This is a genomic window from Amphritea sp. HPY (genome assembly GCF_050870985.1).
Taxonomy (GTDB): Bacteria; Pseudomonadota; Gammaproteobacteria; order Pseudomonadales; family Balneatricaceae; genus Amphritea.
Genome location: NZ_CP194015.1, coordinates 3,778,145 through 3,805,067 on the forward strand (window position 1 = coordinate 3,778,145; position 26,923 = coordinate 3,805,067).

22 protein-coding genes are annotated in these 26,923 nt (G+C 52.9%); 12 read left to right on the top strand and 10 right to left on the bottom strand.

Translation table 11 applies throughout. The features are described from left to right. Positions 1–497 precede the first annotated feature (497 nt). The 6 genes from ACQUQM_RS16760 to ACQUQM_RS16785 all read right to left on the bottom strand — a co-directional run bounded on the left by ACQUQM_RS16760 (position 498) and on the right by ACQUQM_RS16785 (position 5,720). Positions 498–1,859, bottom strand: a complete 1,362-nt coding sequence (locus ACQUQM_RS16760) for a bifunctional molybdopterin-guanine dinucleotide biosynthesis adaptor protein MobB/molybdopterin molybdotransferase MoeA (RefSeq protein WP_432471022.1) — start codon at positions 1,857–1,859, stop codon at positions 498–500. Continuing rightward, the gene (mobA, locus tag ACQUQM_RS16765) at positions 1,852–2,967 is read right to left on the bottom strand and encodes a molybdenum cofactor guanylyltransferase MobA (protein ID WP_432471023.1); all 1,116 of its coding nucleotides are present in this window, start codon (positions 2,965–2,967) and stop codon (positions 1,852–1,854) included. Before mobA ends, ACQUQM_RS16760 begins: the two co-directional genes overlap by 8 nt. Then, positions 2,954–3,637 carry an energy-coupling factor ABC transporter ATP-binding protein gene (locus tag ACQUQM_RS16770; RefSeq protein ID WP_432471024.1) on the bottom strand — a complete coding sequence of 228 codons (684 nt, stop codon included), beginning with the start codon at positions 3,635–3,637 and terminating at the stop codon, positions 2,954–2,956. The genes mobA and ACQUQM_RS16770 overlap by 14 nt, the downstream gene beginning before the upstream one ends. A gap of 208 nt (positions 3,638–3,845) precedes the next feature. Further along, positions 3,846–4,547 (bottom strand): ABC transporter permease, encoded by a 702-nt coding sequence (locus tag ACQUQM_RS16775; RefSeq protein WP_432471025.1) that lies wholly within the window; start codon positions 4,545–4,547, stop codon positions 3,846–3,848. 43 nt (positions 4,548–4,590) lie between these two features. After that, positions 4,591–5,418, bottom strand: a complete 828-nt coding sequence (locus ACQUQM_RS16780; protein WP_432471026.1) for a substrate-binding domain-containing protein — start codon at positions 5,416–5,418, stop codon at positions 4,591–4,593. A gap of 140 nt (positions 5,419–5,558) precedes the next feature. Continuing rightward, a complete protein-coding gene (locus ACQUQM_RS16785) occupies positions 5,559–5,720 on the bottom strand; it encodes a hypothetical protein (RefSeq protein WP_432471027.1) in 162 nt (53 codons plus the stop codon). 14 nt (positions 5,721–5,734) lie between these two features. Here ACQUQM_RS16785 and ACQUQM_RS16790 point away from each other — a divergent pair, with 14 nt between their 5' ends. Beyond that, positions 5,735–7,129 (top strand): sigma-54-dependent transcriptional regulator, encoded by a 1,395-nt coding sequence (locus ACQUQM_RS16790; RefSeq protein WP_432471028.1) that lies wholly within the window; start codon positions 5,735–5,737, stop codon positions 7,127–7,129. Beyond that, entirely contained in the window at positions 7,129–9,258 is a 2,130-nt protein-coding gene (locus ACQUQM_RS16795; protein ID WP_432471029.1) for a sensor histidine kinase, read from the top strand. Before ACQUQM_RS16790 ends, ACQUQM_RS16795 begins: the two co-directional genes overlap by 1 nt. Before the next feature lie 43 nt (positions 9,259–9,301). On the opposite strand, the gene ACQUQM_RS16800 is transcribed toward ACQUQM_RS16795, so the two are convergent. Further along, a complete protein-coding gene (locus tag ACQUQM_RS16800; protein ID WP_432471030.1) occupies positions 9,302–10,210 on the bottom strand; it encodes a substrate-binding domain-containing protein in 909 nt (302 codons plus the stop codon). Beyond that, entirely contained in the window at positions 10,207–11,100 is an 894-nt protein-coding gene (locus tag ACQUQM_RS16805; RefSeq protein WP_432471031.1) for a formate dehydrogenase accessory sulfurtransferase FdhD, read from the bottom strand. Before ACQUQM_RS16805 ends, ACQUQM_RS16800 begins: the two co-directional genes overlap by 4 nt. A 360-nt stretch (positions 11,101–11,460) precedes the next feature. On the opposite strand from ACQUQM_RS16805, the gene ACQUQM_RS16810 reads away from it, so the two are divergent. The 8 genes from ACQUQM_RS16810 to ACQUQM_RS16845 all read left to right on the top strand — a co-directional run bounded on the left by ACQUQM_RS16810 (position 11,461) and on the right by ACQUQM_RS16845 (position 20,294). Beyond that, complete coding sequence (locus tag ACQUQM_RS16810; RefSeq protein ID WP_432471032.1) at positions 11,461–11,907, top strand: DUF3305 domain-containing protein; 447 nt, start codon at positions 11,461–11,463, stop codon at positions 11,905–11,907. Further along, positions 11,897–12,565, top strand: a complete 669-nt coding sequence (locus ACQUQM_RS16815) for a DUF3306 domain-containing protein (RefSeq protein WP_432471033.1) — start codon at positions 11,897–11,899, stop codon at positions 12,563–12,565. Before ACQUQM_RS16810 ends, ACQUQM_RS16815 begins: the two co-directional genes overlap by 11 nt. A gap of 282 nt (positions 12,566–12,847) precedes the next feature. Next, positions 12,848–14,560: a 4Fe-4S binding protein gene (locus ACQUQM_RS16820; protein ID WP_432471034.1), complete on the top strand. Its 1,713-nt coding sequence runs from the start codon at positions 12,848–12,850 to the stop codon at positions 14,558–14,560. A 116-nt stretch (positions 14,561–14,676) separates the two neighbouring features. After that, positions 14,677–15,309: a TorD/DmsD family molecular chaperone gene (locus ACQUQM_RS16825; RefSeq protein WP_432471035.1), complete on the top strand. Its 633-nt coding sequence runs from the start codon at positions 14,677–14,679 to the stop codon at positions 15,307–15,309. A gap of 47 nt (positions 15,310–15,356) precedes the next feature. Continuing rightward, positions 15,357–15,560, top strand: coding sequence for a twin-arginine translocation signal domain-containing protein (locus ACQUQM_RS16830; protein ID WP_432471036.1), 204 nt, complete (start codon positions 15,357–15,359; stop codon positions 15,558–15,560). 193 nt (positions 15,561–15,753) lie between these two features. Then, a complete protein-coding gene (locus ACQUQM_RS16835) occupies positions 15,754–18,615 on the top strand; it encodes a formate dehydrogenase subunit alpha (RefSeq protein WP_432471037.1) in 2,862 nt (953 codons plus the stop codon). Positions 18,616–18,628: 13 nt separating this feature from the next. Further along, a complete protein-coding gene (gene fdh3B, locus ACQUQM_RS16840; protein ID WP_432471038.1) occupies positions 18,629–19,255 on the top strand; it encodes a formate dehydrogenase FDH3 subunit beta in 627 nt (208 codons plus the stop codon). A 58-nt stretch (positions 19,256–19,313) separates the two neighbouring features. Then, positions 19,314–20,294, top strand: coding sequence for a formate dehydrogenase subunit gamma (locus ACQUQM_RS16845; RefSeq protein ID WP_432471039.1), 981 nt, complete (start codon positions 19,314–19,316; stop codon positions 20,292–20,294). 210 nt (positions 20,295–20,504) lie between these two features. On the opposite strand, the gene ACQUQM_RS16850 is transcribed toward ACQUQM_RS16845, so the two are convergent. Together ACQUQM_RS16850 and ACQUQM_RS16855 are read right to left on the bottom strand one after the other, a co-directional pair. Continuing rightward, a complete protein-coding gene (locus ACQUQM_RS16850; RefSeq protein ID WP_432471040.1) occupies positions 20,505–21,704 on the bottom strand; it encodes an amino acid aminotransferase in 1,200 nt (399 codons plus the stop codon). Between the two features lie 37 nt (positions 21,705–21,741). Beyond that, entirely contained in the window at positions 21,742–25,257 is a 3,516-nt protein-coding gene (locus ACQUQM_RS16855; protein ID WP_432471041.1) for an indolepyruvate ferredoxin oxidoreductase family protein, read from the bottom strand. Positions 25,258–25,450: 193 nt separating this feature from the next. Between ACQUQM_RS16855 and ACQUQM_RS16860 the strand changes: the two genes are divergently transcribed. Together ACQUQM_RS16860 and ACQUQM_RS16865 are read left to right on the top strand one after the other, a co-directional pair. Further along, on the top strand, positions 25,451–25,930 hold the full coding sequence (locus ACQUQM_RS16860; protein WP_432471042.1) for an Lrp/AsnC family transcriptional regulator: 480 nt from the start codon (positions 25,451–25,453) through the stop codon (positions 25,928–25,930). Positions 25,931–25,983: 53 nt separating this feature from the next. Next, positions 25,984–26,598: a LysE family translocator gene (locus ACQUQM_RS16865; RefSeq protein WP_432471043.1), complete on the top strand. Its 615-nt coding sequence runs from the start codon at positions 25,984–25,986 to the stop codon at positions 26,596–26,598. Positions 26,599–26,923: the final 325 nt, after the last annotated feature.

The following is a 26,923-nucleotide window of genomic DNA, read 5'->3' on the forward strand; positions in this document are numbered from 1 at the left end:
GCTAGCCGAACTTGTTTGGCGGTCTGGCTATAATTTGCTATGTTCGAGCAACAGCTAGTTAGGCGCGCCTCTCTCTGCCCAACCTTCAGTTTTGTGGGAGCGACGCCTCGTCGCGATAAAAGCTTCGCCGCGAGGTACCCAAGGGGCATACTAGCGCGCCTCCCACAACCACCTACCCTGCTTACAAAGTGATGGAGCGGGCCTCGCACATAAAAAATTTAGAAGGCTTTTTGCTTTTGATTTTTCTAGCCACCAGCAAGTCGCGAAGCGACGTTCTAGCTAGCCGAACTTGTTCGGCGGTCTAGCTATAATTTGCTGGGCTTCGTTCCACTCAGACCAGCCTACCCTGCTTACAAAGTGATGGAGTGGGCCTCACACATAAAATATTTAGAAGGCTTTTCGCTTTTGATTTTTCTAGCCACTAGCAAGTCGTGGAGCGACGTTCTAGCTAGCCGAACTTGTTCGGCGATCTAGCCACTGTAACCAAAGGGGCCGCCCTAATCCCCGAAAGGTTGGATCAGCACGCTTTGCCCGGCCTCTACTTGAGCGAGGGGTTCCCCTATCTCAATAAGGCAATTAGCCTGCACCATCGAGGTCAGGATACCCGAGCCCTGAGCGCCGGTACTGCTGACCACCAGCTGGCCCTGATCGTTAATACGGTATATACCGCGGCTATAGTCGATCCGGTTAAGTCGTGATTTGAGTGTATGTTCAGCGACAGCGGTCATTCTTACCGGTTGCCAGTCACGCTGGCCCATCATTTTGCGCAGCGCCGGCTGGACAAATTGCAGGAAGGTCACCATTACTGCCACCGGATTGCCCGGTAAACCGAAGAAGGGCGTTTTACTTGTGTCAGTGCCTGTCTCTTTACCCGCTACTGTGCCTGTATCCGAGCCTAGCTGGCCGAAGGCTAACGGCCGACCGGGACGCATCGCAATGCGCCAGAAGTTAATCTCGCCCACCGCCTGCAGCGCCAGCTTGATATAGTCAGCCTGGCCCATAGAGACACCACCGGATGAGATCACCATATCAGCCTGCCCGGCAGCTTCACTCAGGGTACTTTCCATGACCTGCTGGTTATCTTCAATGATACCCAGGTCGATCACCTTGCAGCCCATACGCTGCAACAATCCCATCAGGGTGAAGCGGTTGGTATCGTAGATACAGTTTTCCGGTAACGGCTGCCCCTGAGGTACAACTTCGTCACCGGTTGAAAACACGGCAACTGTCAGCTGTCGATATACTTTTACCTTTTGCATCCCCAGGGAGGCCAGTAAACCTTGCTCCTGGGGCCGGATCAGGCAACCGGCTGACAGTGCAGCCGAACCGGCGCTGATATCTTCGCCGCGCTGACGCACATGCTGACCGACCGCTACCGGACCGGAAAATGTCATCTGATCGCCCTGTAGCTCGGTCATCTCGCGCATAATAATCGAATCAGTGCCCGCAGGAACCGGCGCTCCGGTCATAATTTCTACCGCTTCGCCCGGACTTACCGTGCCGGGATAACTGCCCCCGGCGAAGACCTGACCGACCACCTTAAAACTCTGCTGTTCGTTTTCCTTCAGGGCGGCTGCGCAGATGGCATAGCCATCCATTGCCGAGTTGGTCTGCTGGGGCACATTGATCGTGGATATCTGGTCTTGCGCCAGTACCCGGTTAACCGCTTCTGCTAAAGCAACCTCTTCGTTCTGCTGCGGCCAGCTGAGCTGACTGAGTATTCGTTCAATGCTCTCGGCAACTGGCAGCATAGCGCCGCCATTGACGGCCGGATCAAAGCAACTCAGCGGCTCAGATGCCGTCGTTTCCGGAAAAACAGCTTCAGGAGAATTCGCTTCAGGAAAAATAGTTTCAGTCATCACTGCGCTCCGCTGTACCGTTGTCCTGCAGAAATGCGGTAATAAAACCGGTGATTTCCTCGATATTATTCAGATCCAGCTGCGGCAGTTCACGTGCCAGCCGGATCGGCTCATCACAGGCCACCGCGATAATATTATCGTCCTCACCATGCAGCTGTGGCTTATCCACAGCCCGGCGATAGAGTTCAATTTTTGGTATTTCGGCTTTCTTGTAACCCTCAACCAGAACCAGATCCAGTTTGGAGTGGTCCATCTTGCTCAGCATTCGGGTCAGTGATGGCATATCACCCTGATTTTCTTCTACCATCAATGCCCAACGATTAGATGAACAAATCAGCACCTGATCGGCTCCGGCATGGCGCAGTTCATAACTATCTTTACCCGGGTGATCGATATCAAACTGATGATGGGCGTGCTTTATTACACCCACTCTGATGCCTGAAGCCTTCAGCTCGGGCAACAGTTTTTTCAATAGCGTGGTTTTACCGGTACCACTCCAGGCGGCAAACCCCAGCAACTTCGGCATCTGCTGTAATTCGGCCAGATCATCACGGCGATTGACGTTGATAAAGCCATCGGGGCAATCGGAGAAATCGACTTCGACCATACAGTGCTGGGCATACCAGCGATCAATTTTACGTTCACCTGCAGCTAACACCGTTTGCAGGCTTTCCAGCAGGCTGCGCTTAATCAGGGCCACTACCGGTTGTAAGCGCTTACCATCATGTGCCACCGCGATATCTGCGTTCTGCTCCTCGGCCCGGGCTAACATTCTCTCAGCCAGATCAACCGGCAGGAATGGACTATCGCAAGGCGCAAACAACACCCAGTCCGTGGCAGCGTGGTGCAGGCCGGTGGCAATACCCATCAGCGGCCCTTCGAAATCACCGGCCAGATCGGTCACGACCGGTAAGCCTAGCGTGCCATAGGCATCAAGACTACGATTGGCATTGATCAGGCAGCGACCGGTCTGCGGTTGAATCCGGTCCAGCACATGGCGGATCAGCGGTTTGCCATCCAGCCCCATCCAACCCTTATCGATTCCCCCCATACGACGGGCCATGCCGCCGGCCAGGATCACTGCTGTAATCTGATCAGTGTTGGACATAATACTTCGGCTCCACTTCATTATTCAGTTCGTGCAAAACAAGATCCTCAAGGTGCAGACGACGTCCGCACAGCTCGGTGACGGCATTATTCTGATGACTGGAAACCATCACCGTTGTCCCTCTGTCTAATAGCTGGGTTACCAGCTCTGCCACCGCTCTGACCGAATGTTGATCAAGATTCGCCGTCGGCTCATCCAGCAACAGCACACTTGGCGTCAGTATCCAGGCCCGGGCGAGCGCCAATCGTTGCTTTTCCCCCCCTGAGAGCGAATAAGCCGGCTGCCCGGCCAGATGTTCAAGCCGTGCCCAGGCCAGTGCCTGCTGCACTTTGAGTTTGACATCCTGGCGGCTGTAACTGCGTAGTTTTAAACCATAGGCGACGTTATCCCGCACATCCCCGCTGAATATATAAGGCGTCTGATGCAGATAGATCACTTGTGGATGAATCCGGTCCGACCACCAGCGCCGCGCCTTGGGCGTCACCATAACGCGACCGCTGCAGGGTTTTTCCAGTCCGGCAAGAATCTTCATCAGGGTGGTTTTGCCGGTACCATTCTCACCGCTGAGGTGCAGGCTCTCCCCTTCACCAACACGCAACTGGTCGATATGGAACAGTTTGCGCTGACCAAAATTCTTAACCAGATTGTCGACGTTTAATTCAAGGCTCATCTCTTACCTCTCAAAATATGTCACGCGCTTCAGGCGAACACATCAAACTAACTGCCCTTTGCCCCGCACCAAGGCCAGGGAGTGAAATTCAAAACCAATGCCAACAGCAGCAGTAATGCCAAACCTTCAAACCAGTTGCCCTTTGCCCCGCACCGAAGCAAGAGTGAAATTTAAAACCAATATCAGTAGTAGCAGTAATACCAAACCTTCAAACCAGCTGACCTTTGCCCCGCACCGAGGCCAGGGTGAAATTCAAAACCAATGCCAGCAATAGCAGAACCAAGCCTAATGCCACGCCCTGCGCAAATTCCCCTTTACTGGTTTCCAGCGCAATCGCTGTTGGGATATTACGGGTGTAGCCGAGAATATTACCGCCAACCATCATCGAACAGCCGACTTCAGAGATTATCCGGCTGAAGCCTGCTAACACTGCCACCAGCAATGCAAACCTAGCCTCGCAAACCATCGTAATTGCGGCACGGCTGCAGTGCGCACCTAAGGTCCGCGCGGTTTCCCAGGCCCGTCGATCGAGCCCCTGGAAAGCGGAGTGGCTCATACACACCAGCACCGGCACACAGAGCAACACCTGACCGATCACCATGGCAGGCTGACTGAATAACAGGTGCAGTTCACCAAAGGGACCACTGCGCGACAGCAACAGGTACAAGGTCAGGCCGACAACCACCGTGGGAATAGCCATCAGGGCATTAAACAGCGCGATAACCAACCAGCGTCCGGGAAAATCGATCATCGCCAGCAGAAAACCCACCGCAATGGACGGCACGACAGACAACAGTATGGCTGTGATCGAAACCCGGAAAGAGACCCAGATAATGTTCCACAGCTCGGCATCACCGCTGAACAATAACTCCAGTGCAGCCATACAGGTGGCGAGCAATCCTGTATCCATCACCAGTTGCTTCCAAAAAGCCTGAACTCGTTGATCAGCGCCATTAGTTTGTTGTCACGGTCTGTTGCGCTGAGCCATGGAACAGCACCTCACCATTAATTCGGAAATTATTGATTATGCGCTGACCTTCAACAGAGACCAGCCACTGTGCCAGCGCCCTTGCGCCTTCACTATTCAGCCCTTTATAACGTTCCGGGTTAACCAGAATCACCTGATAAGGATTAAACAAGCGCTTATCACCAGCGACCATCAACTCAAGCTGTAAACGCTCCTGATAAGCCAGCCAGGTACCACGATCGGTCATCGTATAGCTTTGCAACTCATCTGAGACCTGCAGCACTTTACCCATGCCCTGACCGATCTCTTTATAGCCATCAAAACCAGGCTCTGATCCAGCCACCTGCCACAGTTTTAACTCTTTCTTATGGGTACCGGAATCATCTCCGCGAGAGATAAACTGCGCCTTACTGTCGGCAATTCCTCGTAATGCCTCAGCAACATCAGACCCACCTTTGATTGCAGCAGGATCGGAGCCTGGCCCGACCAGCACAAAATCGTTGTACATGACACTTTTAGGCTCGACCCCATGGCCCTGATCGATAAATGCTTTTTCAGCAGCCGGAGCATGGGTCATAACCAGATCGACATCACCATCCCGTCCCATACGCAGCGCTTTGCCGGTACCAACCGCAATCACATGCACTTTGCTGCCAAACTTTTGTTCAAATACCGGTAACAATTTATCCAACAGACCAGAATTGTAGGTGCTGGTCGTCGTTGCCAGTCGGATAATATTTTGTTCTGCCAGCGCAGAGAATGGCAGGCAGATAAATAGCACTGCGGACAACAGTGATGAGATCCATTTTTTCATTGTTATTGCGCTCGAAAGTTGCTGTTGCTCATTTTTTATTTGGCTACAGCCTTTAGAGCAATTTAAGTGCCAACCTCCTGAGACACCAAAAACTGTAGGCCGCAGCCTGCTTACCCTCCCGTATCACAAGGCCTCTGCTGTCACTGCAGTTTTTCTTCCAGAGATTGATCCAGAACAACCAAGACAATAGTTGTATCCGCAAAACCGGACTTATGGGTCATAATGACCAACCAGCGCTTGCGGCGGGACAATTTGTCCCTGCCTACATTATTTTTAACCTCAACCCTCTCCGTTGAGGTCATACAAAGAGACTTAAATGAAAATGGATTCAAATAAACCCGCTTCCAACCCGATGGCCGTTTCGGTTCTGGTTGTCGATGACGAACCGGGAATGTGTAGTTTCCTGAATAAGGCTCTGAAGAAAAAATTTGCCCTGGTGGAAACCGCCGGCAGTGTTGAAGAGGCTGAAGAGTTACGCAAGCGTTGTCACTTTGATCTGCTGATTGTCGATATCAAACTGCCCGGCCGCTCCGGCATGGAATGGCACGAAGCCCTGCAGCAAACTGAACGCAGCAGCGATGTTATCTTTATGACCGCCTACGCCGACCTTGAAACCGCCATTCAGGCGTTGCGGGCCGGTGCCAGCGACTTTATCCTCAAGCCTTTCCGGCTGGAGCAGATGATGAACGCAGTTGATCGCTGTCTTGAGCGGCGCGCCATGGCCCGGACTAACTTTGTCCTGCAGCGGGAGGTCGAGAATACATTTCCGACCACCAGTATGATCGGTAACAGTCCGGCAATTCATCAGGTTCAGGAAGTCATCCACCGGGTTGCCCCGACCCCATCTGCGGTAATGATTGAAGGCGAATCGGGTACCGGCAAAGAACTGGCGGCGCGGATGCTGCATCAGTTCAGTACCCGTCGCGGCGCTTTCGTGCCGATTAACTGCGGCGCTATCTCTCCGGACCTGCTGGAAGCCGAGCTGTTTGGTCACACTAAAGGCTCATTCACCGGTGCAACCAGGGCCCGTGATGGCCTGTTCAACTTTGCCAATGGCGGCACCCTGTTTCTCGATGAGGTTGGTGAGATGCCGCTTTTGATGCAGGCTAAGCTATTAAGAGCACTGGAGCAAAAAGCGGTACGACCGGTCGGCAGCGAGCAGGAGATCAGCATCGACGTACGGATCATCGCCGCCACTAACCGGCAGCTAAAGGAGGAGGTCGCAGCAGGCCGCTTCCGCGAAGATCTGTATTACCGCCTGAATGTATTGAGCATCACGCTACCGCCACTGCGGGACCGCCGCGAAGATATCCCCGAACTGATTCACCACTTTTCAAACAAGCTGGCCCGGGAACTCAGCCTGCCCGCGATCCCTTTTAGCCACGACGACCTGAAAGAGATGCAGCATTACCATTGGCCGGGCAACATCCGGGAGCTGAAAAACCTGATTGAACGCTGCATTCTGCTGGGCAAGTTGCCTGCCGAGTATTTCCGCGAGCAAAGCGCTGATGAAGCAAAAACCGGCGGCAGCTTTGCTGGCTGGTCGATGGAGGCGGTAGAAAAGCATCATATTCTGCTGACGCTGGAGCAGCATAAGGGCAATAAGTCATCCGCCGCCCGGGATCTTGGCGTGTCACGCAAAACGCTCGACCGTAAGCTGTCGAGCTGGGCTGCAGCTGCAGCGCCCGCTGAGTGTGAGCCAAGCCTGTGATGTCAGCCCTGTGGCACAAAATTAACAGTTCATTACGCAATAAACTGTTACTGCTGACCCTGCTGCCCCTGATTCTCACTGCTATCGGCTTTATCATCATGGCTGCTTACTGGGCCAGCAGCTATACCGACCGCCAGCTCTATATGAAGGTCAGCGCAGACCTTGCCGTTGCGCAGGGCACACTGGATATAATGCAGCAGGAACAGCTCAACACCCTGAATCAGCTGGCTGGTAGCTATGAGTTTCGCACTAATCTGCAACTGGGTGATCAACGTTCTATCCAGGTACAGGTGCTGGAAATCCGCAACAGTCGTGGACTGGACTTCCTGCGCTTTCTGCCAACCGATCTGATCGCTGACATTAAGGACCCGTCCTTAGCATCGCTACTACCGCGCCTGTATCAGGGCGAACAGCTTAAAGGCCTGACTGTACTGGATTCACAGATGCTGGATAGAATCAGCGCCGATCTGGAAAAACAGGCCCAGATCCCATTAACCGCAACGCTACGGGCGATCCCCAGTGATCGCGCATTGGAAGACAAAGCGATGGTACTCAGGTCGCTGGTTCCGGTTAAAGATGAGTTCGGTGAGTTGATTGGAATTCTCGATTCCGGTAGCATTCTCAACAATACTACCGACGCTGTCGATACCATTCGGGATCTGGTCTATGGCCCGGGCACCCTGCCCAAAGGCGGCATTGGCACAGTAACACTGTTTCTGGATGACGTTCGTATCAGTACTAACGTACCGCAAAAACAGAACGTCGAAAGTAATAAAGATATGTCGCTACAGGAACGGGCGATCGGTACCCGGGTTTCTGCAGAAGTTCACAAACACGTTATGCGCCAGGGACTGAAGTGGATCGACCGGGCCTTTGTGGTCAACGATTGGTATATCTCAGCCTACCAGCCTCTTTCAGACCTGAACGGTAAACGGATCGGTATGATCTACACCGGCTTTACCGAAGCACCGTTCAGCAAGATCTACTATAAGACCCTGTTCGAATCAGCCAGCCTGATCGGACTGATCATGCTGGTATCCGGCTTTGTCATACTTATCCACACCCGCCTGTTGCTGAGCCCGCTGGCACGAATTCATTCAGTGGTTACTTCGGTGCGTGATGATGGCTCAATCCAACCCCGTATCGGGCAACTCGACACCTCAGACGAACTGGTTGATCTGGCACGACAGTTCGACGCTATGCTGGACCTGCTGGAGAGCAGGGAACAGGAGATACTCCAGGCCCGGGACCAGCTGGAACTCACTGTAGAAAAACGTACCCACTCACTGCGTAACAGAACAGAGGCCCTGAAACAGCATATCCGCCTGCTGAAAAGCACCCGTAAAAAACTGTTAGATAATGAAAAACTGGCAGTATTAGGTGAGCTGACCGCAGGCATTGCACATGAAATAAATAACCCCGCCGCCGTCATACTGGGCAACATAGACCTACTTGTAGCAGAGCTGGGGGAGGCCGTAGAACCGGCCCGGGAAGAGGTCGATATGATAATCCGCCAGGTTTATCGCATCCGCTCACTGATTAACAACCTGCTCCAGTACAGCCGCCCTGATCACTACGTCGACAGTTATGAAAGCCATCAGATCAATCCGCTGATAGAAGATACCCTGCTGCTGGTGTCCCATGCGCTGGAGAAACAGCAGGTCACCATCGAAAAGAACTTTACTGCCAGCTGCCCGACCGAAGTGAACTACCAGCAGCTGCAACAGGTACTGGTCAACCTGATTATCAATGCATCCCACGCCCTGACAGGCCCTGGCAAAGTCCAGCTACACACTGCTAACTGGCTGGAGGCGGGTGAAATAAAAGGTGTTGTAATACAAATTAAAGATCGAGGTAAAGGGATCAGCGAAGATAATTTGAAGCATATCTTCGATCCTTTCTTCACCACCAAGGAAAGCGGCACAGGCCTGGGCCTTTCGGTGAGCTACGGCATTATCCGACGCCATGGCGGCGATATCAAAGTATCCTCCAGACTCGGTGAAGGCACCGTCTTTTCAGTCTACCTGCTGCAACAGGCCAACATATCCACAGACGACGAACTGGAAGGTATTCTCGACGGACTGGCAGCAGCTGACAGAACCAATCGCCGCGCCACTGTTCACAACTGAGTCAACGACTGATCAAAGGCCGATCAAAGACATATAACAAACTTTATTCGCCATCGGCACTCCACACCAGCCGACCACTCCTGCTCAGATCATAGCCCTGCAGGTTTTGCGCCAGCATAACGCCATCAGGGCTCTGCAGGAACTCAAACAGCTGCTGCAGCAAGCGACGAAAATAGACATTGCGCGGCACCACCAGATCGAAGCTCTCTTCGCACACAGGAATAAACCCCAGACCAAACTCCTTCGCCGCGCTCAAGGTGCCCGGTCCTATATCCGCTTCCCCTTTGGCGATCACGGACGCCAGCTCACGCTCAGAGAAAACAGTATTACTCACTGTCAGCTGCTCATAAGGCCGGGCATGGCCCACTAACCACTCTTTCAGAAAACGCTGAGCTCCGGCACCTTCCTGACGCACCACCCAGCGGGTCCGGTAATCAAGCGCCTGATGCGGATCTTCCAGCCGGTATTGATCCTGACTACGCACAACCAGCCCCTGGCTGCGGCAAAAAAGATGCACCAGAATCCAGTTTCGGGACTCAGAATATTGCTGTAACAAAGCTGGGTGTCGCACCTCACTTTCTTCCATCCGCCCCCAATGGATAGCGCAGGCATCGGCATGCCCTTTAGCCAGCAGTTCCAACCCCAGCTTAGTGCCGGTCACTGTATAACCAAACAGCGCCTTAGTTCTTAGCTTATGAGTCAGGCGGATTGCCACCGCTTGCAGCAGGGGATCATCGCTGCCGCCCAGAATCAGGCGGTCGGTCATTAATCCGCCATGACAACTTTCAAGTAACCAGCGATCCACCAGCGCTTTGGGAAATAACCATTTGCCAGTCAGCTTCGTGGCAGGAATCTGCCCTTCAGCTGCCATGGCATAGATCTTTTTCTCATTCAGATTCAGATACTCCGTCACTTGACGGACATTCATAAACACCGCTGGCATATCACTCATGAAATAGCATCCACTGCTCTGTTTTTCTGCTGCGTCCTTTCTGGCGTCTTTTCTAGCGTCTTATTTTGCGGTACGGCATCCAGCTCCAGCGTATCTTCGCCACTGAATACCAGAAAGTGTTTGCCTTTAGCCCGGGCCAGCATCGTTATTCCCAGTTCACGGGCCAACCCCAGCCCCATCTGCGTCACGCCGGAACGGGACAGCAGCACCGGGATCCCCATCTGCGCCACTTTTATCACCATCTCTGAGGTCAGTCGTCCGGTGGTATAGAACGTCTTATTCGCTTCGCTGATCCCATCCAGCCACATCCTGCCGGCTAAAGTATCCACCGCATTATGCCGCCCAACATCTTCGACAAAGGCGATCACCTGGTCATCTTCGCAAATAGCACAACCGTGCACGCCACCGGCATTTTTATAAGTTTCATTATGCAGGTTAAGATTGTGCAGTAAGCCATAGACGGTACTCTGTTTTACTTCAGCCTTCGCCAAAGAGACCTCAGCCAGCTTATCCATTAAGCTGCCAAACATAGTGCCCTGCCCACAGCCCGAGGTCACAGTACGCTGCTGCAGTTTCTCCTCCAGCCCTTCTGGCTCGCCGTCGGTCACCACTGCTGCAGACTCAACCTCCCAGTCAACCTGAATCGCCAGCACCTCATCCAGACGACGGATAAATCCCTGATTACGCAGATAACCCAGCACCAGCGCTTCAGGATCGCCCCCCAGCGTCATCAGGGTAACAATCTCACGCTTATTCAGATAAATAGTAAGCGGCCGCTCGCAGGCGATCTGAACTATCCGGCTCTCGCCTTTTTCGTCGATAACTCTTACCGACTCAGTTAACTCTGCCATCGCCTGACTTAGCAACGGCTGTGCACTTTCAGTATTCATTGGCATTCACTCTGACTTTTATCGATTAATGTCTGATGTGCAATTTCCGTTCCTCTCTCCAGATTTCACCGCAATCGGCATGGATTGGTTGCTTTTCCCCGGCGTGCTCCGCAAACAGACAGGACAAAATGTCCCACCCCAATACAAATATGTCCCTTTTTTACCATCCTGTTCACCGTCAAGACCGGGCTATAAGTTACCAATCCTCCTCCAAGCCCCCTCTCATCCTTCTTCTTGTCCCAAAAACAGGAGACTGGCCCGCCCTTTGCTATGTCTATTAATCAGCCCCTTTAAAGCAAGCCTTTAAAGAGAACTTCAATTAACCACTTTGTCAGCAGAAAAATAACAGGGAGTCAGATTATGACCGCCAGCAAAAGCACTGATCGTTGGCCCATGCAGGTTAGCCTGCAGCACGAGACTGTACTGACACGCGGTTGGGAAACCGAACGCTGGAGCATCCGCGACCTATGCCCCGACGCAGCAAAAGGTGATGGCTATACCGATCTGACCCTGGAACTGCATAAAGATGAGCGCACCGCCTACCGCTTCAACCTGAACGCAACGTCACCACACCTGTTTCTGCTCTGTGACGAAGATGAAGCGAGCAGTGAATTAATTCCGATGCATATGACCGCCAGCCAGGATGAGGCCGCGTCCTTCATGGACGGTGAACACCAGATGCTGGAAACACCGATGCCCGCCGCGGTGCAGTGCTGGATCGATAGTTATCTGGGAATCCACGGTGAGCTGATCGACGAAGGCAAGAAAAAGAAAAAACGAGGCAAGGGGCGTAGCAGTGAACGATGAAACCTTTCTTTCCCGCTGGTCACGCCGGAAAGCGGAGCAACCCTCTGCGGCTAATGAAGAGGCCGAAGCAAAGTATAAAAGCCCGCCAGAACAGGAGCCGCAAGCGGTAGCACCGATCTCAGTTGAAATGACTAACGAGATTTCTGCTACTGCTGGCAATTCGGACAGCCTTCCAGACAAGAATTCTGACAACGACGAACCAATACCACTGACCGATGCCGACATGCCAGCTATTGAAAGCCTCAGTGAAGAGTCTGATTACAGTCAGTTTCTCTCATCCGGCGTCAGCGATGAACTGCGTAACCTGGCTCTGCGCAAACTATTCAACCTGCCTCAATTCAACATTGTCGATGGATTAAATGACTACGACGAAGACTTCAGCAAGATGCCCGCGCTGTCGCAAGAGGTGGTAGCCAGAATGCGTAGCTGGCTGCAGGACAAACAGGAACAGGTCGTTAACGAAATGACTGGCGCCAACTCTGAAGAAAGCGCTAAAGAAAGTTCTGAAAAAAGCTCTCAAGAGAGGCCCGCAGAGAACACCGAAAAGATTACTGATCCGTTGAAACAAAACAGCGCGCTGGAATCGGCTGAACTCAGCACAGCGGCTGCGGAGATCTACGAAGAGGACCCATTGGGCGATGCCGACCTGGAAGGCTAGCGCGCCGAATTGACACACCCGCCCGGGGACAGGCAGACAATTTGTCCCACAACAAAGCAACGCGTAACAGAACGCCCTGATCAATACCCACCCTAAGGCGTTCTTTTCAGATTTTTCTGGTTCCGCTTTTGCTTTCTTTAAATAGTAATTACGACCGGTTCGGGTGAGTGCCGGTCGCTACCACTGACAACATGCATAACAGGCAGCCGTATACGCCAAAAACGGACTGACCGGTAACCGAGAAAGGTTGCACATGCTGCCAGCGGTCTGGTGAGGTAACAGATGACTAACGAGCAAAGCCTGAATTTCCAGGCACGGCAGACGGCACAAGCGCGAGTAATGCCGCCACACAACCTGGCACCGCCGACGGTGAGCTTCAGCACCCAGGGCCATCTTCTGATCACAGGATCGGAGGATATGATTCGCCTTGCCGCTGACCAGCTAGGCTCTAATCAACAATCTAATCAACAACAAGGTATGGCCAGTATCACCCTGCTCTGTACCGAAGCTATTCAGAACACCGATAATGCCCATATTGAAGCGGCACTTACAGCAGCACCTACGTTACTTGCTTATCAGGCGAAGGTAGAAGCAGTCAAGGGCTTCCTTGGCCAGTTTCAGGTCACCATCAGGCATCAGGAGCAAACAGTCGAGCTTGCTAAAATGGCCCAGAATCGCGCTACCTTCGATCTGATCCTGAACCTTGGCAAAGAACCTTTGTTTACCAGCGAGCTGGCACCGGCGGGTTATTTCCACATCTCTCCAGACGCCGATAAGCTGAGTGAAGTGATTCAACAGCTACCTGAATATATTGGCGAGTTTGAAAAGCCGCGCTACTTTCAGGTTAATCAGGATCTGTGCGCACACTCCAGCAGAGGTCAGACCGGCTGCACCCGCTGCCTCGATGTTTGCCCCGCCGATGCGATCACTTCAATCCGTGACCTGATCGATATCGATCCGCATATCTGCCATGGTGCTGGCGGCTGTACGACTGCCTGTCCGACCGGTGCGATCAGCTACGCGCTGCCGCAACCGGTACGGATGCAAAACTATATCCTGCAGCTGCTGGAGAGTTATCAACAGGCAGGCGGCAAACAGCCAGCTATTCTGTTGCATGACCACGAGCAGGGCCGCGAGATCGTAAACCAGGTTCTCCCGCAACTGCCAGGCAACCTGATTCCGGTGGAGCTGGAAGAGCTTGCAGCTGCCGGCCAGGATATCTGGCTTACCGCGCTGGCAGGCGGCGCCAGCCACATTATTCTGCTGGATACGCCGGCGGTACCCGAATCAATGCGCAGTCTTCTGCAGCGTGAAATAGAGCTGACCCGAACCATACTCAGCGGCCTGGGATATGGCGCCTCACGGATTAATCTGCTGCAGCAGGCAGAGCTTTCACAAAACCTGGTAGCGGCACTCAATCAGCAATACGCCGGGCAGCAGATAGAAGCTCAGCCAGCAGCCTCAACTGAAAACAAAAGAGACCGCCTGTATAGCGCTTTAAACCACCTTATTACCCATGCACCACAGCCATTAGCCGATTACCTCACCCTGCCGGCGGGCTCTCCTTTCGGTCTGGTTACCGTTGATCAGTCAAGTTGCACACTTTGCTTGTCCTGTGTAGCGGTCTGTCCTACCCAATCCCTGACCAGTGGAGGAGAAAAGCCGGCGCTTAATTTTACCGAACAGAGCTGTGTGCAGTGCAATCTGTGCGAACGCGCCTGTCCGGAAAATGCGATCCAGCTGGAATCACGTTTACTACTGACTGACACGCGCAAGCAGACGGTTGAAATCCATACCGATGAAGCCTTTGCCTGTATCACCTGCAGCAAACCTTTTGCGCCGCGCAGCACAGTAGAAAAAATGATTGAAAAGCTGAGTGGGCATCGCTTGTTTGAAGGCCCGGCGATCAATCGCCTGAAAATGTGTGAAGACTGCCGGGTTACGGACATCTATGCAGACCTGACACAGCACCCTGAAAAGCAATTAGAACTGTAAGGATAAAGGAGAGTGACACGATGAATACGATCAATGCTATTCCTGCCCTTACAGGTAATCGACCTGACGCGGCAATGTCCGAAAAACAACTTGAACTGTAGGAACAGGAGTCAGACATGATGAATATGATTAACGCTGCCCCTGCCCTGCAGGAAACCGATCAGCTACGCGCCGATATTTACGCCCTGTTAGCTACGTTGTTACGTCAGCCACCCCAGGGAGACTTGTTGCAGTGGTTGTCCGGACTGGAACCGGACCAGGATGAAGACACCCCCATGGCCCGTGCCTGGAGCACTCTGGCCCTGGCTGCAAAACATAGCCGGCCACAGCAACTGGATGATGAATACCAGCACCTGTTTATTGGCGTAGGCCGTGGTGAGCTGATGCCATTTGCCTGCTGGTATCTGACCGGTTCGCTGATGGAGAAACCTCTGGTTCTGCTGCGTGAAGACCTCAGTTTGCTGGGCTTCGAGCGCCAGCCTGATGTGAAAGAGCCGGAAGATCATATCGCGGCCTTGTGTGAGGTGATGAGCCTGCTGATCAGCAATGGTCGGGGCTATGAGATACAGCACCGGTTCTGGCAGCAACATCTGCAGAGTTGGAGCAACCGATTTTTTACCGATTTGCAAAATGCGGAAAACGCGGTGTTTTACACCGCCGCTGGCCTGTTAGGCGCCGCTTTTATGCAACAGGAGGATAACTGGTTCCTGCAGCTATCCCCTGCCGCACTTGAGGGCGGACAACAATAAAAACAGGACGCTTACCCGGTAAGTGACTTATAGAGCGGAGATAAACAATGAGCCAGCAAAAGAAGCCTGACACAGGGCGCCGCGGGTTCCTGAAAACACTAGGTCTGGCAGGTACTGCCGTCGGAGCTGCTGCCGTTGCCGGTACAGTTCAGGCAAAAGTCACCACTGCTGAATCCGGTGAGAAACAGGAAAGTTCCGGTTACCAGAAAACTGAACATGTTCGTAGTTACTACGAAACGTTACGTAACTGATAACGCGCACAGATAAACAGATTAAAAGTTGAGGATTTAAGGACATGAGACTAACAACAAAGTCTGACCAATCTACAACTTCAATTCTGTTCCGGATATATCAGATAAAAACAGTCAATGTGCTTGTGCCATTACGATCAGCATTGACGTAACTGATAACCGCGCACAGATAAAAAGGTGAGGATTTAAGGACATGAGACTAACAAAAAAGTCTGATCAGCCCGCGGCATCAAGCGCATCAGGTTTAGGCCTGAGCCGGCGCCGTTTTCTGCAGAATTCAGGTATTGCTGCCGGTGGTGTAGCCACTGCCGGTATGATGGCACCGGGCATGATGCAACAGGCTGAAGCTGCAACTGTACCAACCGGTGCGCCAACGGAAATTAAGCGAACCATCTGCTCGCACTGCTCAGTTGGTTGTGGTGTCTACGCGGAAGTACAGAACGGTATCTGGACCGGCCAGGAACCCGCTTTTGACCACCCGTTCAATGCCGGCGCCCATTGTGCCAAAGGTGCAGCACTGCGTGAACATGGCCATGGCGACCGCCGCCTGAAGTACCCGATGAAGCTGGTTGACGGCCAGTGGAAGAAGCTGTCCTGGGACCAGGCGATCGATGAAGTCGGCGATAAGATGCTGCAGGTTCGTAAAGAATCAGGCCCGGATTCTGTTTACTGGCTCGGCTCTGCCAAGTTCAGCAATGAGCAGGCCTATCTGTTCCGTAAATACGCCGCCCTCTGGGGTACCAATAACGTCGACCATCAGGCCCGAATCTGTCACTCCACCACTGTTGCCGGGGTAGCCAATACCTGGGGCTATGGTGCGATGACCAACTCGTTCAACGATATCCATTTCTCCAAATCGATTATCCTGATCGGCTCTAATCCGGCGGAAGCACACCCGGTTGCAATGCAGCATATCCTGCGGGCCAAAGAGCGCAACAAGGCGCACATCATCTGTGTTGATCCACGCTTCACCCGTACTGCAGCTCACGCCAACGAGTATATCCGCATCCGTCCGGGCTCCGACGTCGCCTTTGTCTGGGGTCTGCTGTGGCATATCTTTGAAAATGGCTGGGAAGACAAACAGTTCATCCAGCAGCGCGTATATGGCCTGGATGAAGTTCGCGAAGAAGTTAAAAACTGGACGCCGGAAGAAGTTGAAAACGTTACCGGCGTTCCGGGCAGCCAGATGCGCCGCGCAGCTAAAGAGCTGGCGGAAAACCGTCCGGGCACCGTTATCTGGTGTATGGGTGGCACCCAGCACACCACCGGAAATAACAACACCCGTGCTTACTGCATCCTGATGCTGGCGCTGGGTAATATGGGCACCTCCGGTGGCGGTACTAACATTTTCCGTGGCCACGACAACGTTCAGGGCGCTACCGACCTGGGCATCCTGTCGCACACTCTGCCGGGCTACTATGGTCTCTCGGACGGCGCCTGGAAGCACTGGTCCAAGGTATGGGGGCTGGACTTTGACTGGGTGCAGAACCGTTTCGACCAGAAGGTTCATCGCAAGCTGAAACCGATTAATAACAAAGGTATACCAGTATCACGCTGGATCGACGGCGTACTGGAAGATAAAGCGCAGATCGATCAGAACGACAATCTGCGGGTGATGGTCTGCTGGGGGCACGCGGTGAACTCCCAGACCCGTGGCACCGAGATGAAGAAAGCGATCGAGAAACTCGATACGCTGGTAATCGTCGACCCGTATCCAACCCATGCTGCCGTAATGTCGGATCGTAAAGATGGCGTTTACCTGATCCCGGCCTGTACTCAGTTTGAAACTTACGGTTCCGTGACTGCGTCTAACCGCTCTCTGCAATGGCGTGACCAGGTCATCGAGCCGTTGTTTGAATCTAAGCCAGATCACGAGATCATGCTCCTGCTGTCGAAAAAACTAGGCTTCAGCGAGCAGCTGTTCAAGAATATCGAGATCAAAAATGGGCAGCCGCTGATCGAAGACATTACCCGCGAATTTAACAAAGGTATGTGGACCATCGGCTATACCGGCCAGAGCCCTGAGCGTCTGAAATTGCACCAGCAAAACTGGCACACCTTCAACTACGATACGTTGAAAGGCGAAGGCGGCCCGATCTCCGGCGAATACTACGGCATGCCGTGGCCTTGCTGGGGTACTGCGGAACAGGGCCATCCTGGTACGCCGATTCTGTACGATACCAGCAAGCCTGTAGCCGAAGGCGGCTTAACCTTCCGTGCCCGCTTCGGTGTTGAACGTGATGGCGTCAATCTGCTGGCTGAAAACTCCTTCGGCAAAGGTTCCGACATCAAAGATGGTTATCCGGAATTCAGCGATAAGCTGCTGAAAAAGCTGGGTTGGTGGAACGACCTTACCGCAGAAGAGAAAGCCCTTGCAGAAGGTAAAAACTGGAAAACTGACCTGTCCGGCGGTATTCAGCGGGTTGCGATCAAACATGGCTGCTCACCTTTCGGCAACGCTAAAGCCCGCGCCGTGGTCTGGACCTTCCCGGATAAAGTACCACTGCACCGCGAGCCGCTGTACACCCCGCGTCGTGACCTGGTGAGTAAGTACCCTACCTGGAACGATTCCGAGTCCCTGTATCGCCTGCCGACTATGTACAAGTCGATTCAGGACAAAGACCTGTCTCAAGAGTACCCGATCATCCTGACCTCCGGCCGTCTGGTGGAGTTTGAAGGTGGCGGCGAAGAGACCCGTTCCAACCCCTGGCTGGCCGAACTGCAACAGGAGATGTTTGTTGAAGTGAACCCGGTTGATGCCAATAACCTGGGCTTCAGAGATGGCGACGATGTCTGGGTCGAGGGCGCCGAAGGCGGCAAGGTCCGCGTTAAAGCGCTGGTTACCCGTCGCGTCGATGAAGGCGTTGTCTTTATGCCGTTCCACTTCGGCGGCCAGTTCCAGGGTAAGGATCTGACCGATAAATACCCGGCCGGAGCAGCGCCTTACGTTACCGGTGAAGCGGCTAACACAGCGACAACCTACGGTTATGACCCGGTCACTCAGATGCAGGAAACGAAAGTTACCTTGTGTCGTATCAACAAAGCTAACGCATAAGGGGTAACAGATTATGGCTAGAATGAAATTCCTCTGTGACTCCAAGCGCTGCATCGAGTGCAACGGTTGCGTCACGGCCTGTAAGAACGAAAACGAAGTTGAATGGGGCATCCAGCGCCGTCGCGTTGTTACCATCAACGATGGCGATCCCGGCGAAACCTCGATTTCAGTGGCTTGTATGCACTGTTCAGACGCGCCTTGTATGGCGGTTTGTCCGACGGATGTTTTCTATCAGACCGAAGATGGCATCGTACTGCACAATAAAGACGGTTGTATCGGTTGCGGTTACTGCTTGTTCGCCTGTCCGTTTGGTGCGCCGCAGTTCCCGAGCGATGCCGCTTTTGGTGAGCGCGGCAAGATGGACAAATGTACTTTCTGTGCCGGTGGCCCGGAAGAGGACAACAGTTCGGAAGAGAAAGCTAAATACGGTTCCAACCGTATCGCCGAAGGCAAACTGCCACTCTGTGCCGAAATGTGCTCGACCAAGGCCCTGCTGGCTGGTGATGCAAGTGAAGTGTCTGACATCTTCCGTGAACGGGTAATCTACCGCGGTCACAACGATGGTGCCTGGGCACAGAATCAAGCTGAACCTCAGCCGGAAGCAGACCTGGCTTACGACGCAACCCAGCAAAAAGTCTGAACACCTTAACCCTTAACGCCGCCGGAGCGATCCGGCGGCCTGATTCTGAGGGGGATCTATGATTCCTTATAAATGGCGAACAGCTAAATTGCCATTTCATATCATTCCGGTGTTATCGCTGCTGTTGGCGCTGGCATTTTCAGGCCTGACGCAGGCGGCAACGCCTTCTGAAGCCAAAGTAGCTGGCTTTGCCAGCACTGCATACTGGGAGGCTATCAGTGGAGGAGAAAGCGGCCGTACCCAGTCCCAGGCAAGAGAAGCGGGTCAGCTGATCAATGTCCAGGGCGAGGAATGGCGCCAGTGGCGTAACCAGTGGGTCACGCCTGCCGGGGCTTACGCACTGGGCGGTACTCTCGCTGCGCTGCTGATCTTCTATCTGCTGGTCGGTCAGAATAAGCTCGACTCAGCGCGTACCGGCAACACGATTGAACGCTGGAAACGCTTCGACCGGGCCATGCACTGGACTGTCGCAACCTTGTTTATCGTACTGGCGATTTCGGGGCTTAGCCTGCTGTACGGCAAGTTCTTTCTCCGCGACGCTTTAGGCGCTTCACTCTGGGGCAACTACGCCACATTGTGCAAGCTGGCCCATAATTATCTGGGACCGCTGTTTGTGCTGGGCCTGTTGCTGATGATTGTGAAGTGGATGAAACATAACTTCTTCAACCGCACCGATCTGATCTGGTTCCTGCAGGGCGGCGGCATGGTGGGTAAGGCTCACCCAAGTGCCGGGTATATGAACGGTGGCGAGAAAGCCTGGTTCTGGGTGCTGACGCTTGCGGGTCTGGTGGTTTGCGCCAGTGGTTTGGTGATGGACTTCCCGAACTTTGGCCAATACCGCGAGACAATGCAGCTGGCTAACCTGATTCATGGCGGCGCATCGTTGCTGTTGATAGCAGCCTCTTTTGGCCATATCTATATCGGCACCGCCGGTACAGAAGGCGCGCTGGAAGGGATGAAGACCGGCTACGTCGACGAAGCATGGGCGAAGCAACACCATGATCAGTGGTATGAGGAAATGAAAAAGAACAGCCGCTAGAACGCAAAGCAAGCTTTGCTAGCTAGAACGTCGCTTCGCGACTCGCTAGTGGCTAGTGGCTAGTGGCTAGTGGCTAGTGGCTAGAAAAATCAAAAGTTAAAAACCGAAAAACCGCCAGCAGGCGGTTTTTTTTATTCCCGCAACGCGGGAATGCTTGTTCTAGCTAGCCGAACTTGTTCGGCGGTCTAGCTTCTGTTTCTCACCGGCGGTCTAGCTACTTTTAAGAACATCAGCCAGTGCCGCTACGAAATAATCCATCCTCTGAGCGTTCAGTCCGGCGACATTCATCCGGCTGGAGTCGATCATGTAGATACTGTAGCGGGTGCGCAGCAACTCAACTTGCTGTGGTGTTATGCCCAGGAAAGAGAACATGCCGAACTGCTGTTCGATAAAGCTGAAGTCCCCATCTATTTCAGAGGCCGCGATATGTCGCACCAGACTCTCGCGTAAGCCCAGAATGCGCTGACGCATCCCTTGCAGTTCAGTCTGCCACATCTGATTCAACGGCTGATCGCCAAGAATAGTCTCGACAATAGCTGCGCCGTGGGATGGCGGCATGGAGTAATGGCTGCGAATTTTGCTGAACAGCTGGCTGCCCGCATTTGCCGCTTGTTCCCCGTTAGCGCCAACAATAAACAACGTGCCGGTGCGCTCGCGGTATAAGCCAAAGTTCTTCGAACAAGACGTGGCAATCAGCATCTCCGGCATCTTTTCAGCCAGCATGCGTACACCGAAAGCATCCTCATCGAGACCGCTACCCAATCCCTGATACGCCATATCGACAAACGGGATCAATCCCTTTCGGGCGCACAATTCAGCAACCGCCAGCCACTGCTCTCGGTTCAGATCCGCGCCACTCGGGTTATGACAGCATCCGTGTAACAAGACAAAGTCTCCGGCTACCGCTTGCTCCAGGGTATCCAGCATGGCCTGAAACTGGATACTTTTATTTTCATAATCGTAGTAGGGGTACTCTTTCAGCGGCAAGCCAGCACCACCCAGCAACGGGATATGGTTAGCCCAGGTTGGGGTACTGACCCAGACCGAGCTTGAGGTACTACAGCCACGTATAAACTCGGCGGCCATACGTAATGCACCGCAACCGCCCGGGGTTTGAGCAGATGCCACCCGGTTATCACGCAACACCGGATGATCGGCACCAAAGACCAGCTCACGAATACGCTGGTTATACAGCGGCGAGCCGGCCGGGGCGATATAGCTTTTAGTGGTTTCGCTCTGCAACAGCTGCTGCTCAGCTGTATGTACAGCCTGCATAATCGGCGTGTTACCCAGTTCGTCTTTATAGACGCCGATACCCAGGTCAAGCTTGGCCGGATTGTCATCCTGCTGGTATTTCAGCATTAGCGATAGAATCGGATCCTGGGGTAGTGCTTTCAATCCTTCAAACATCTGAATCTCCTCTGCTTATACTCTTATATCGCCGCCTTTAAAGAACAGCCTCTATTTCAATTTTATTAGCCTTGAACTGAGCCAGTAGTTGCTCCGCCTGCTGCAGTGCATTCTCTGCTGCCTGTTCTTTAACCAGGCCAAAACCGCGAATCTCTGCTGGCAACTGCGCCAGCTCGACGGCAGTAGTATAGTTATCACTGCGCAGGCCGCTGACCAGTGTGGCGATCTGTGCCTTATATTCAGTCAGTAACTGACGCTCCAGCTTACGATCAGCACTATAGGCAAACAGGTCCAGCGGGGTACCGCGTAAACCACGTATTTTCGCCAGCAGTTTAAATGCTTTCAGAGCCCAGCCACCTACTTCAATCTTACGTGGACGTCCATTCGCTTGCTTACGGGCTAATAACGGCGGCGCTACATGGAACTTAATCCGATAATCGCCGGTAAAGGTATCAGCCACTTCACTCAGGAAACTTGTTTCGGTGTACAGCCGCGCTACTTCGTACTCGTCTTTATAAGACATCAGACGGAACAGCTGGGTAGCAACCGCATCAGTCAGAGTATTATCAGCTGACACTTGCTGCTCAGCTTGAGTAACTGAATCAACCAGTGTTTTATACTTTTCAGCATACGCCGCGTTCTGATACTGGCTCAGGAAATTGATATTGCGCTTAATCCGGCTAGCCAGATCAGGCTCTGCAATTTCAACAACACCACCTGCAGCCTGCTCAACAAAGGCCATATCTACAGCCGCCAGACGACCCCAGTTGAAGGCTGTACGGTTCTTATCCACCGCTACCGCGTTTAGCTCAATAGCCCGACTCAGCGATGCCATCGACAGCGGAATCAGACCATTCTGCCAGGCAAAGCCCAGCATCATAACATTAGAAAATACGGTATCGCCCAGCAATGCTTCAGCCAGACGGTTAGCATCCAGAGTCGCCAGATTTTCGTCGCCGACAGCATCTGAGAGAATCCGGTTGCGACGGGTCGCCTGCATATCGGCATCGCGGTACAGCACGTTATCGGCTGTGGGCATCTGCGCCAGGTTCATTACCGCACGGCTATGGCCTCGACGTAACACGCTCAACGCCTTATCGGAGGTACCCACCACCATATCGCAAGCCACCAGCGCATCAGCTTGCCCGACATCGATTCGGACCTGATGAATGTCTTGCGGCGTCGGAGCCAGGCGCACATAACTCAGTACTGTGCCACCTTTTTGCGCAAAGCCCATGAAATCCAGCACGGAAGAGCCTTTCGCTTCAAGATGCGCCGCCATAGTTATCAGTGCCCCGACAGTCACGACTCCGGTTCCACCGACACCACCGACCAGCAGATTATAGGTTTTCTCCAGCGCTTTAATCTCAGGCTGAGGTAACGCGGCAACCTTATTATCGAACTGATCACCGGTAGAAACACCCGCTCCCCGCTTCAGCTCACCACCTTCAATAGTCACGAAACTCGGACAGAAGCCTTTCACACATGAAAAGTCTTTATTACATGAGGACTGATCGATACGGCGCTTACGCCCCAGCTCGGTTTCACGCGGAATAACGGACAGGCAGTTGGATTGCTCGGAACAATCACCGCAACCTTCACAAACATGGTGGTTGATAAAGGCACGTTTAGCCGGATCCGGAAACTGGCCGCGCTTACGGCGGCGACGTTTTTCTGCTGCACAGGTCTGATCATAGATCAGTACCGTTACACCCTGTATGTCGCGTAGCTCCAGCTGCACTTGCTCCAGTTCATCGCGGTGATGGAATGTTGCCTGCTGCGGAAAGATACTCTTATCGCTGTACTTCTCAGGCTCATCGCTGAGAATAGCGATCCGCTGAACACCTTCTGCGTACACCTGATTAGCGATCGCCGGTACTGTAATAACGCCGTCTACCGGCTGGCCGCCGGTCATAGCAACCGCATCGTTAAACAGGATTTTGTACGTGATGTTGGCCCCGGCCGCCAGCGACTGGCGAATCGCCATCGAACCTGAATGGAAGTAAGTACCTTCACCCAGGTTCTGGAATACATGGGTATTATTCAGGTAGCGGGACTTACTGATCCAGTTTACCCCTTCGCCACCCATTTGGATCAGTGACTCGGTTTTTCGGCCCATCCAGGAAGCCATGAAGTGACAACCGATACCCGCCTGGGCTTTACTACCATCAGGTACTTTAGTCGATGAGTTATGCGGGCAACCGGAACAGAAATAAGGTAACCGACGTACACCGCCGGGATCAGCAGCATCGCTACCGCGCTCACCTATAGTGGCCAAACGGGCACTGAAGTCGAGACCAAATAGTCGCTGCAATCGCTGGGCGATATAGCCCGCCAGCATATTCGGGCCGAGTTCGCCGACATAGGGGATCAGTGGCTCGCCTTTTTCATCCTGCTTGCCGGTAATCAGCACTTCGCCAGGATGATCCGGCTCGGACATATACTCTTTAATCTGACTCTCGATGATGCCGCGCTTCTCTTCCACCACCAGCACTTCCTGCTTGCCATGGACGAAATCCAGCGCACCAGTGCGCTCCAGCGGCCATACCAGGCCGACTTTGTAGATATCCAGGCCGATACTGCGTGCCTGTTCTTCATCCAGCCCCAGCAGTTCCAGCGCCGCCAGCAGGTCCAGATAGGCCTTACCGGTGGTCACGATGCCGAAGCGGGCATCGGGCAGGTCATAAATACGTTTATCAATCGGGTTGGCACGGGCAAAAGCGGCAACCGCGGCCAGCTTATGCTCAATACGGGTTTCCAGCTGTGGTCCCGGCAGGTCCGGCCAGCGGTAGTGAAGGCCACCTTCCGGCGAAACAAAGTCGGTCGGTATTTTAAACTCAGGCAGTTCCGCGATTTCAACCGATGCGGCACTTTCCACGGCCTCGGCAATCGCCTTGAAGCCACACCACATGCCGCTGAAACGGGACATAGCAAAGCCCCACAGGCCAAATTCAAAGTACTCAGAGATACTGGCAGGATTGATGGTTGGCATAAACCAGGACATAAATGCCACATCCGACTGATGCGGCATACTGGAAGAAACACAACCGTGGTCATCGCCTGCTACAACTAAGACACCGCCATTAGGGGAGCTGCCATAGGTATTACCGTGCTTGAGGGCATCACCGGCCCGATCGACACCCGGCCCTTTGCCATACCAGATGGAAAATACGCCATCCACGTTCTTATCGGCATCGGTCTCAACCTGCTGCGTACCCAGCACCATTGTCGCCGCCAGGTCTTCATTAATTGCGGGTATAAAATCGATATCGTGAGATTTCAACAGATCACCCGCCTGCCATAGCGCCTGATCATAGCCACCCAGCGGAGAGCCCCGATAGCCGCTGATAAAACCTGCTGTCTTGAGATTATTCTTACGGTCTAACTGGCGTTGCATCATCGGCAATCGAACCAGCGCCTGGGTTCCGGTCAGAAACACCCGCCCGGTCGGACGCAGGTAGCGATCATTCAGGGCGTAATTATCTAGAGAGTCATCGAGCAAAGAGTCATCTAACAAGGGGCTATTCGGAATTCGGGTTTCTGGCTGACCCATGGCATACCTCACATAGAACTTTTATTGTTATTCGCAGCGGCTTGCCCGCCTGCATATTTACTGTCCAGTGTAGTTTTTTTTGCCAGAAAGGTGCTTTCGAATATTGATATAAGGAACTATCATTTTGAAACAAACACTACTCTTTCACTTATTTTAAGATAGATTATTTCACCTTATAGAGATTTATATAAATATGAGCAGTTCAAAGGATATTTTTAAACCCGATAATTATGACCGCCACATCCTGCGTATCCTGCAACAGGATGGTCGTATATCAAACCAGCAACTGGCAGATGAAGTCGGCTTATCTACAGCAGCCTGCTGGCGGCGGGTGAAGGCACTGGAGGAGCGGGGAGTATTACGCCAGTACACCGCACTGGTTGACCCCCAGACCCTGAATTATGGTCTCTGCGTCTTCTTGCTGGTCAGCCTGACCCGTCACTCGAAGGATAACGCCCGGGAGTTTGAGGAAGCGGTAAAAGCCTGCCCTGAAGTGATGCAATGCTACGCGGTGACCGGCAATGCTGACTTTGTCCTGCGGGTAGTGATTCCGGATATGGCGACCTATGATAACTTCCTGACCGAGAATATTTTCTCGCTGCCGGGAGTATCCCAGGTGAAATCAAACTTCACTCTGCGCGAAGTAAAGTATGAAACGGCTATTCCGGTATAAGCGAGATCCGCTGTATACTTATTGACCAACACTGTTAACGCTGAAGCTGCACTATGACTTTCGAAAGCGCTGTGACTTTTTTTATCGCTATCTTTATTTTCGGAATTACACCGGGTCCCGGTGTATTTGCGATTTTGGCAAAGGCTATGGTCGAAGGTACTCGACGCTGCTTTATGCTGGCGTTCGGTATGGTGATCAGCGATATCATTTATCTGTTGCTGGCCTGCCTTGGCCTGGCCACTATTGCAGAGCACTGGGGAGGGTTATTTACAGTGATCCGCTGGGTGGGTGCAGCTTACCTGATCTATCTGGGTTATAAGATTTTTACCAGTAAGCCGACGACCGATGACACTACAATCAGCATTAATAAACGCAGTTCGCTGGAATTTATTCAGGGCTTTCTTATTTCTGCGTCAAACCCAAAAGTCATTCTGTTCTATATTGCCTTTTTGCCCACGTTTATGGACCTGACAATTCTAACGACCCAGGATGTAGCTCTGGCTGCAATCCTAACAATGGTCGCCCTGATGCTGGGTCTGATGCTGATCGCTTATTGTGCCCACTGGGCCAGTGCTAAATTGCGCACAGAGAGGGCGGTTAAACAGCTTAACCGTAGCGCAGGCAGTATTATGATGGGAGCTGGCGTCTATCTGGCCAGCCGAAATTAATAAAAATGCGTAAGCATTTTTATTATCAGTTGCTAGAACGGAAAAGGCAGTGGCTAGAGCGTCGCTTCGCGACTCGCTAGAACGGAGCGCAAGCGCACCTGCTAGTGGCTAGAAAAATCAAAAGCCAGGTCAAATACGACAATCAAAAGCTAAAAGCACAACCCTCTTACTCCTGCGTTTTCATTACATTCAATTAAGAAGGATTTTTCTAGCCACTAGCTACTAGCAGGAAGGTTTGCCTTCCGATCTAGCTAGCCGTGAAGCGGCGGTCTGCCCTTTTATTCTTGCGCTACGTTTTAGCGAGCGACGCAGTCGTGTTCTAACT

Coding starts and splice junctions, on each gene's coding strand:
- ACQUQM_RS16855 (WP_432471041.1), bottom strand. CDS start 25,257: ATGGGTCAGCCAGAAACCCGAATTCCGAATAGCCCCTTGTTAGATGAC.
- ACQUQM_RS16760 (WP_432471022.1), bottom strand. CDS start 1,859: ATGACTGAAACTATTTTTCCTGAAGCGAATTCTCCTGAAGCTGTTTTT.
- ACQUQM_RS16825 (WP_432471035.1), top strand. CDS start 14,677: ATGATGAATATGATTAACGCTGCCCCTGCCCTGCAGGAAACCGATCAG.
- ACQUQM_RS16785 (WP_432471027.1), bottom strand. CDS start 5,720: ATGACCTCAACGGAGAGGGTTGAGGTTAAAAATAATGTAGGCAGGGAC.
- ACQUQM_RS16830 (WP_432471036.1), top strand. CDS start 15,357: ATGAGCCAGCAAAAGAAGCCTGACACAGGGCGCCGCGGGTTCCTGAAA.
- ACQUQM_RS16770 (WP_432471024.1), bottom strand. CDS start 3,637: ATGAGCCTTGAATTAAACGTCGACAATCTGGTTAAGAATTTTGGTCAG.
- ACQUQM_RS16780 (WP_432471026.1), bottom strand. CDS start 5,418: ATGAAAAAATGGATCTCATCACTGTTGTCCGCAGTGCTATTTATCTGC.
- ACQUQM_RS16835 (WP_432471037.1), top strand. CDS start 15,754: ATGAGACTAACAAAAAAGTCTGATCAGCCCGCGGCATCAAGCGCATCA.
- fdh3B (WP_432471038.1), top strand. CDS start 18,629: ATGGCTAGAATGAAATTCCTCTGTGACTCCAAGCGCTGCATCGAGTGC.
- ACQUQM_RS16810 (WP_432471032.1), top strand. CDS start 11,461: ATGACCGCCAGCAAAAGCACTGATCGTTGGCCCATGCAGGTTAGCCTG.
- ACQUQM_RS16775 (WP_432471025.1), bottom strand. CDS start 4,547: ATGGATACAGGATTGCTCGCCACCTGTATGGCTGCACTGGAGTTATTG.
- ACQUQM_RS16790 (WP_432471028.1), top strand. CDS start 5,735: ATGAAAATGGATTCAAATAAACCCGCTTCCAACCCGATGGCCGTTTCG.
- ACQUQM_RS16850 (WP_432471040.1), bottom strand. CDS start 21,704: ATGTTTGAAGGATTGAAAGCACTACCCCAGGATCCGATTCTATCGCTA.
- ACQUQM_RS16865 (WP_432471043.1), top strand. CDS start 25,984: ATGACTTTCGAAAGCGCTGTGACTTTTTTTATCGCTATCTTTATTTTC.
- ACQUQM_RS16805 (WP_432471031.1), bottom strand. CDS start 11,100: ATGAATACTGAAAGTGCACAGCCGTTGCTAAGTCAGGCGATGGCAGAG.
- mobA (WP_432471023.1), bottom strand. CDS start 2,967: ATGTCCAACACTGATCAGATTACAGCAGTGATCCTGGCCGGCGGCATG.
- ACQUQM_RS16820 (WP_432471034.1), top strand. CDS start 12,848: ATGACTAACGAGCAAAGCCTGAATTTCCAGGCACGGCAGACGGCACAA.
- ACQUQM_RS16860 (WP_432471042.1), top strand. CDS start 25,451: ATGAGCAGTTCAAAGGATATTTTTAAACCCGATAATTATGACCGCCAC.
- ACQUQM_RS16845 (WP_432471039.1), top strand. CDS start 19,314: ATGATTCCTTATAAATGGCGAACAGCTAAATTGCCATTTCATATCATT.
- ACQUQM_RS16800 (WP_432471030.1), bottom strand. CDS start 10,210: ATGAGTGATATGCCAGCGGTGTTTATGAATGTCCGTCAAGTGACGGAG.
- ACQUQM_RS16795 (WP_432471029.1), top strand. CDS start 7,129: ATGTCAGCCCTGTGGCACAAAATTAACAGTTCATTACGCAATAAACTG.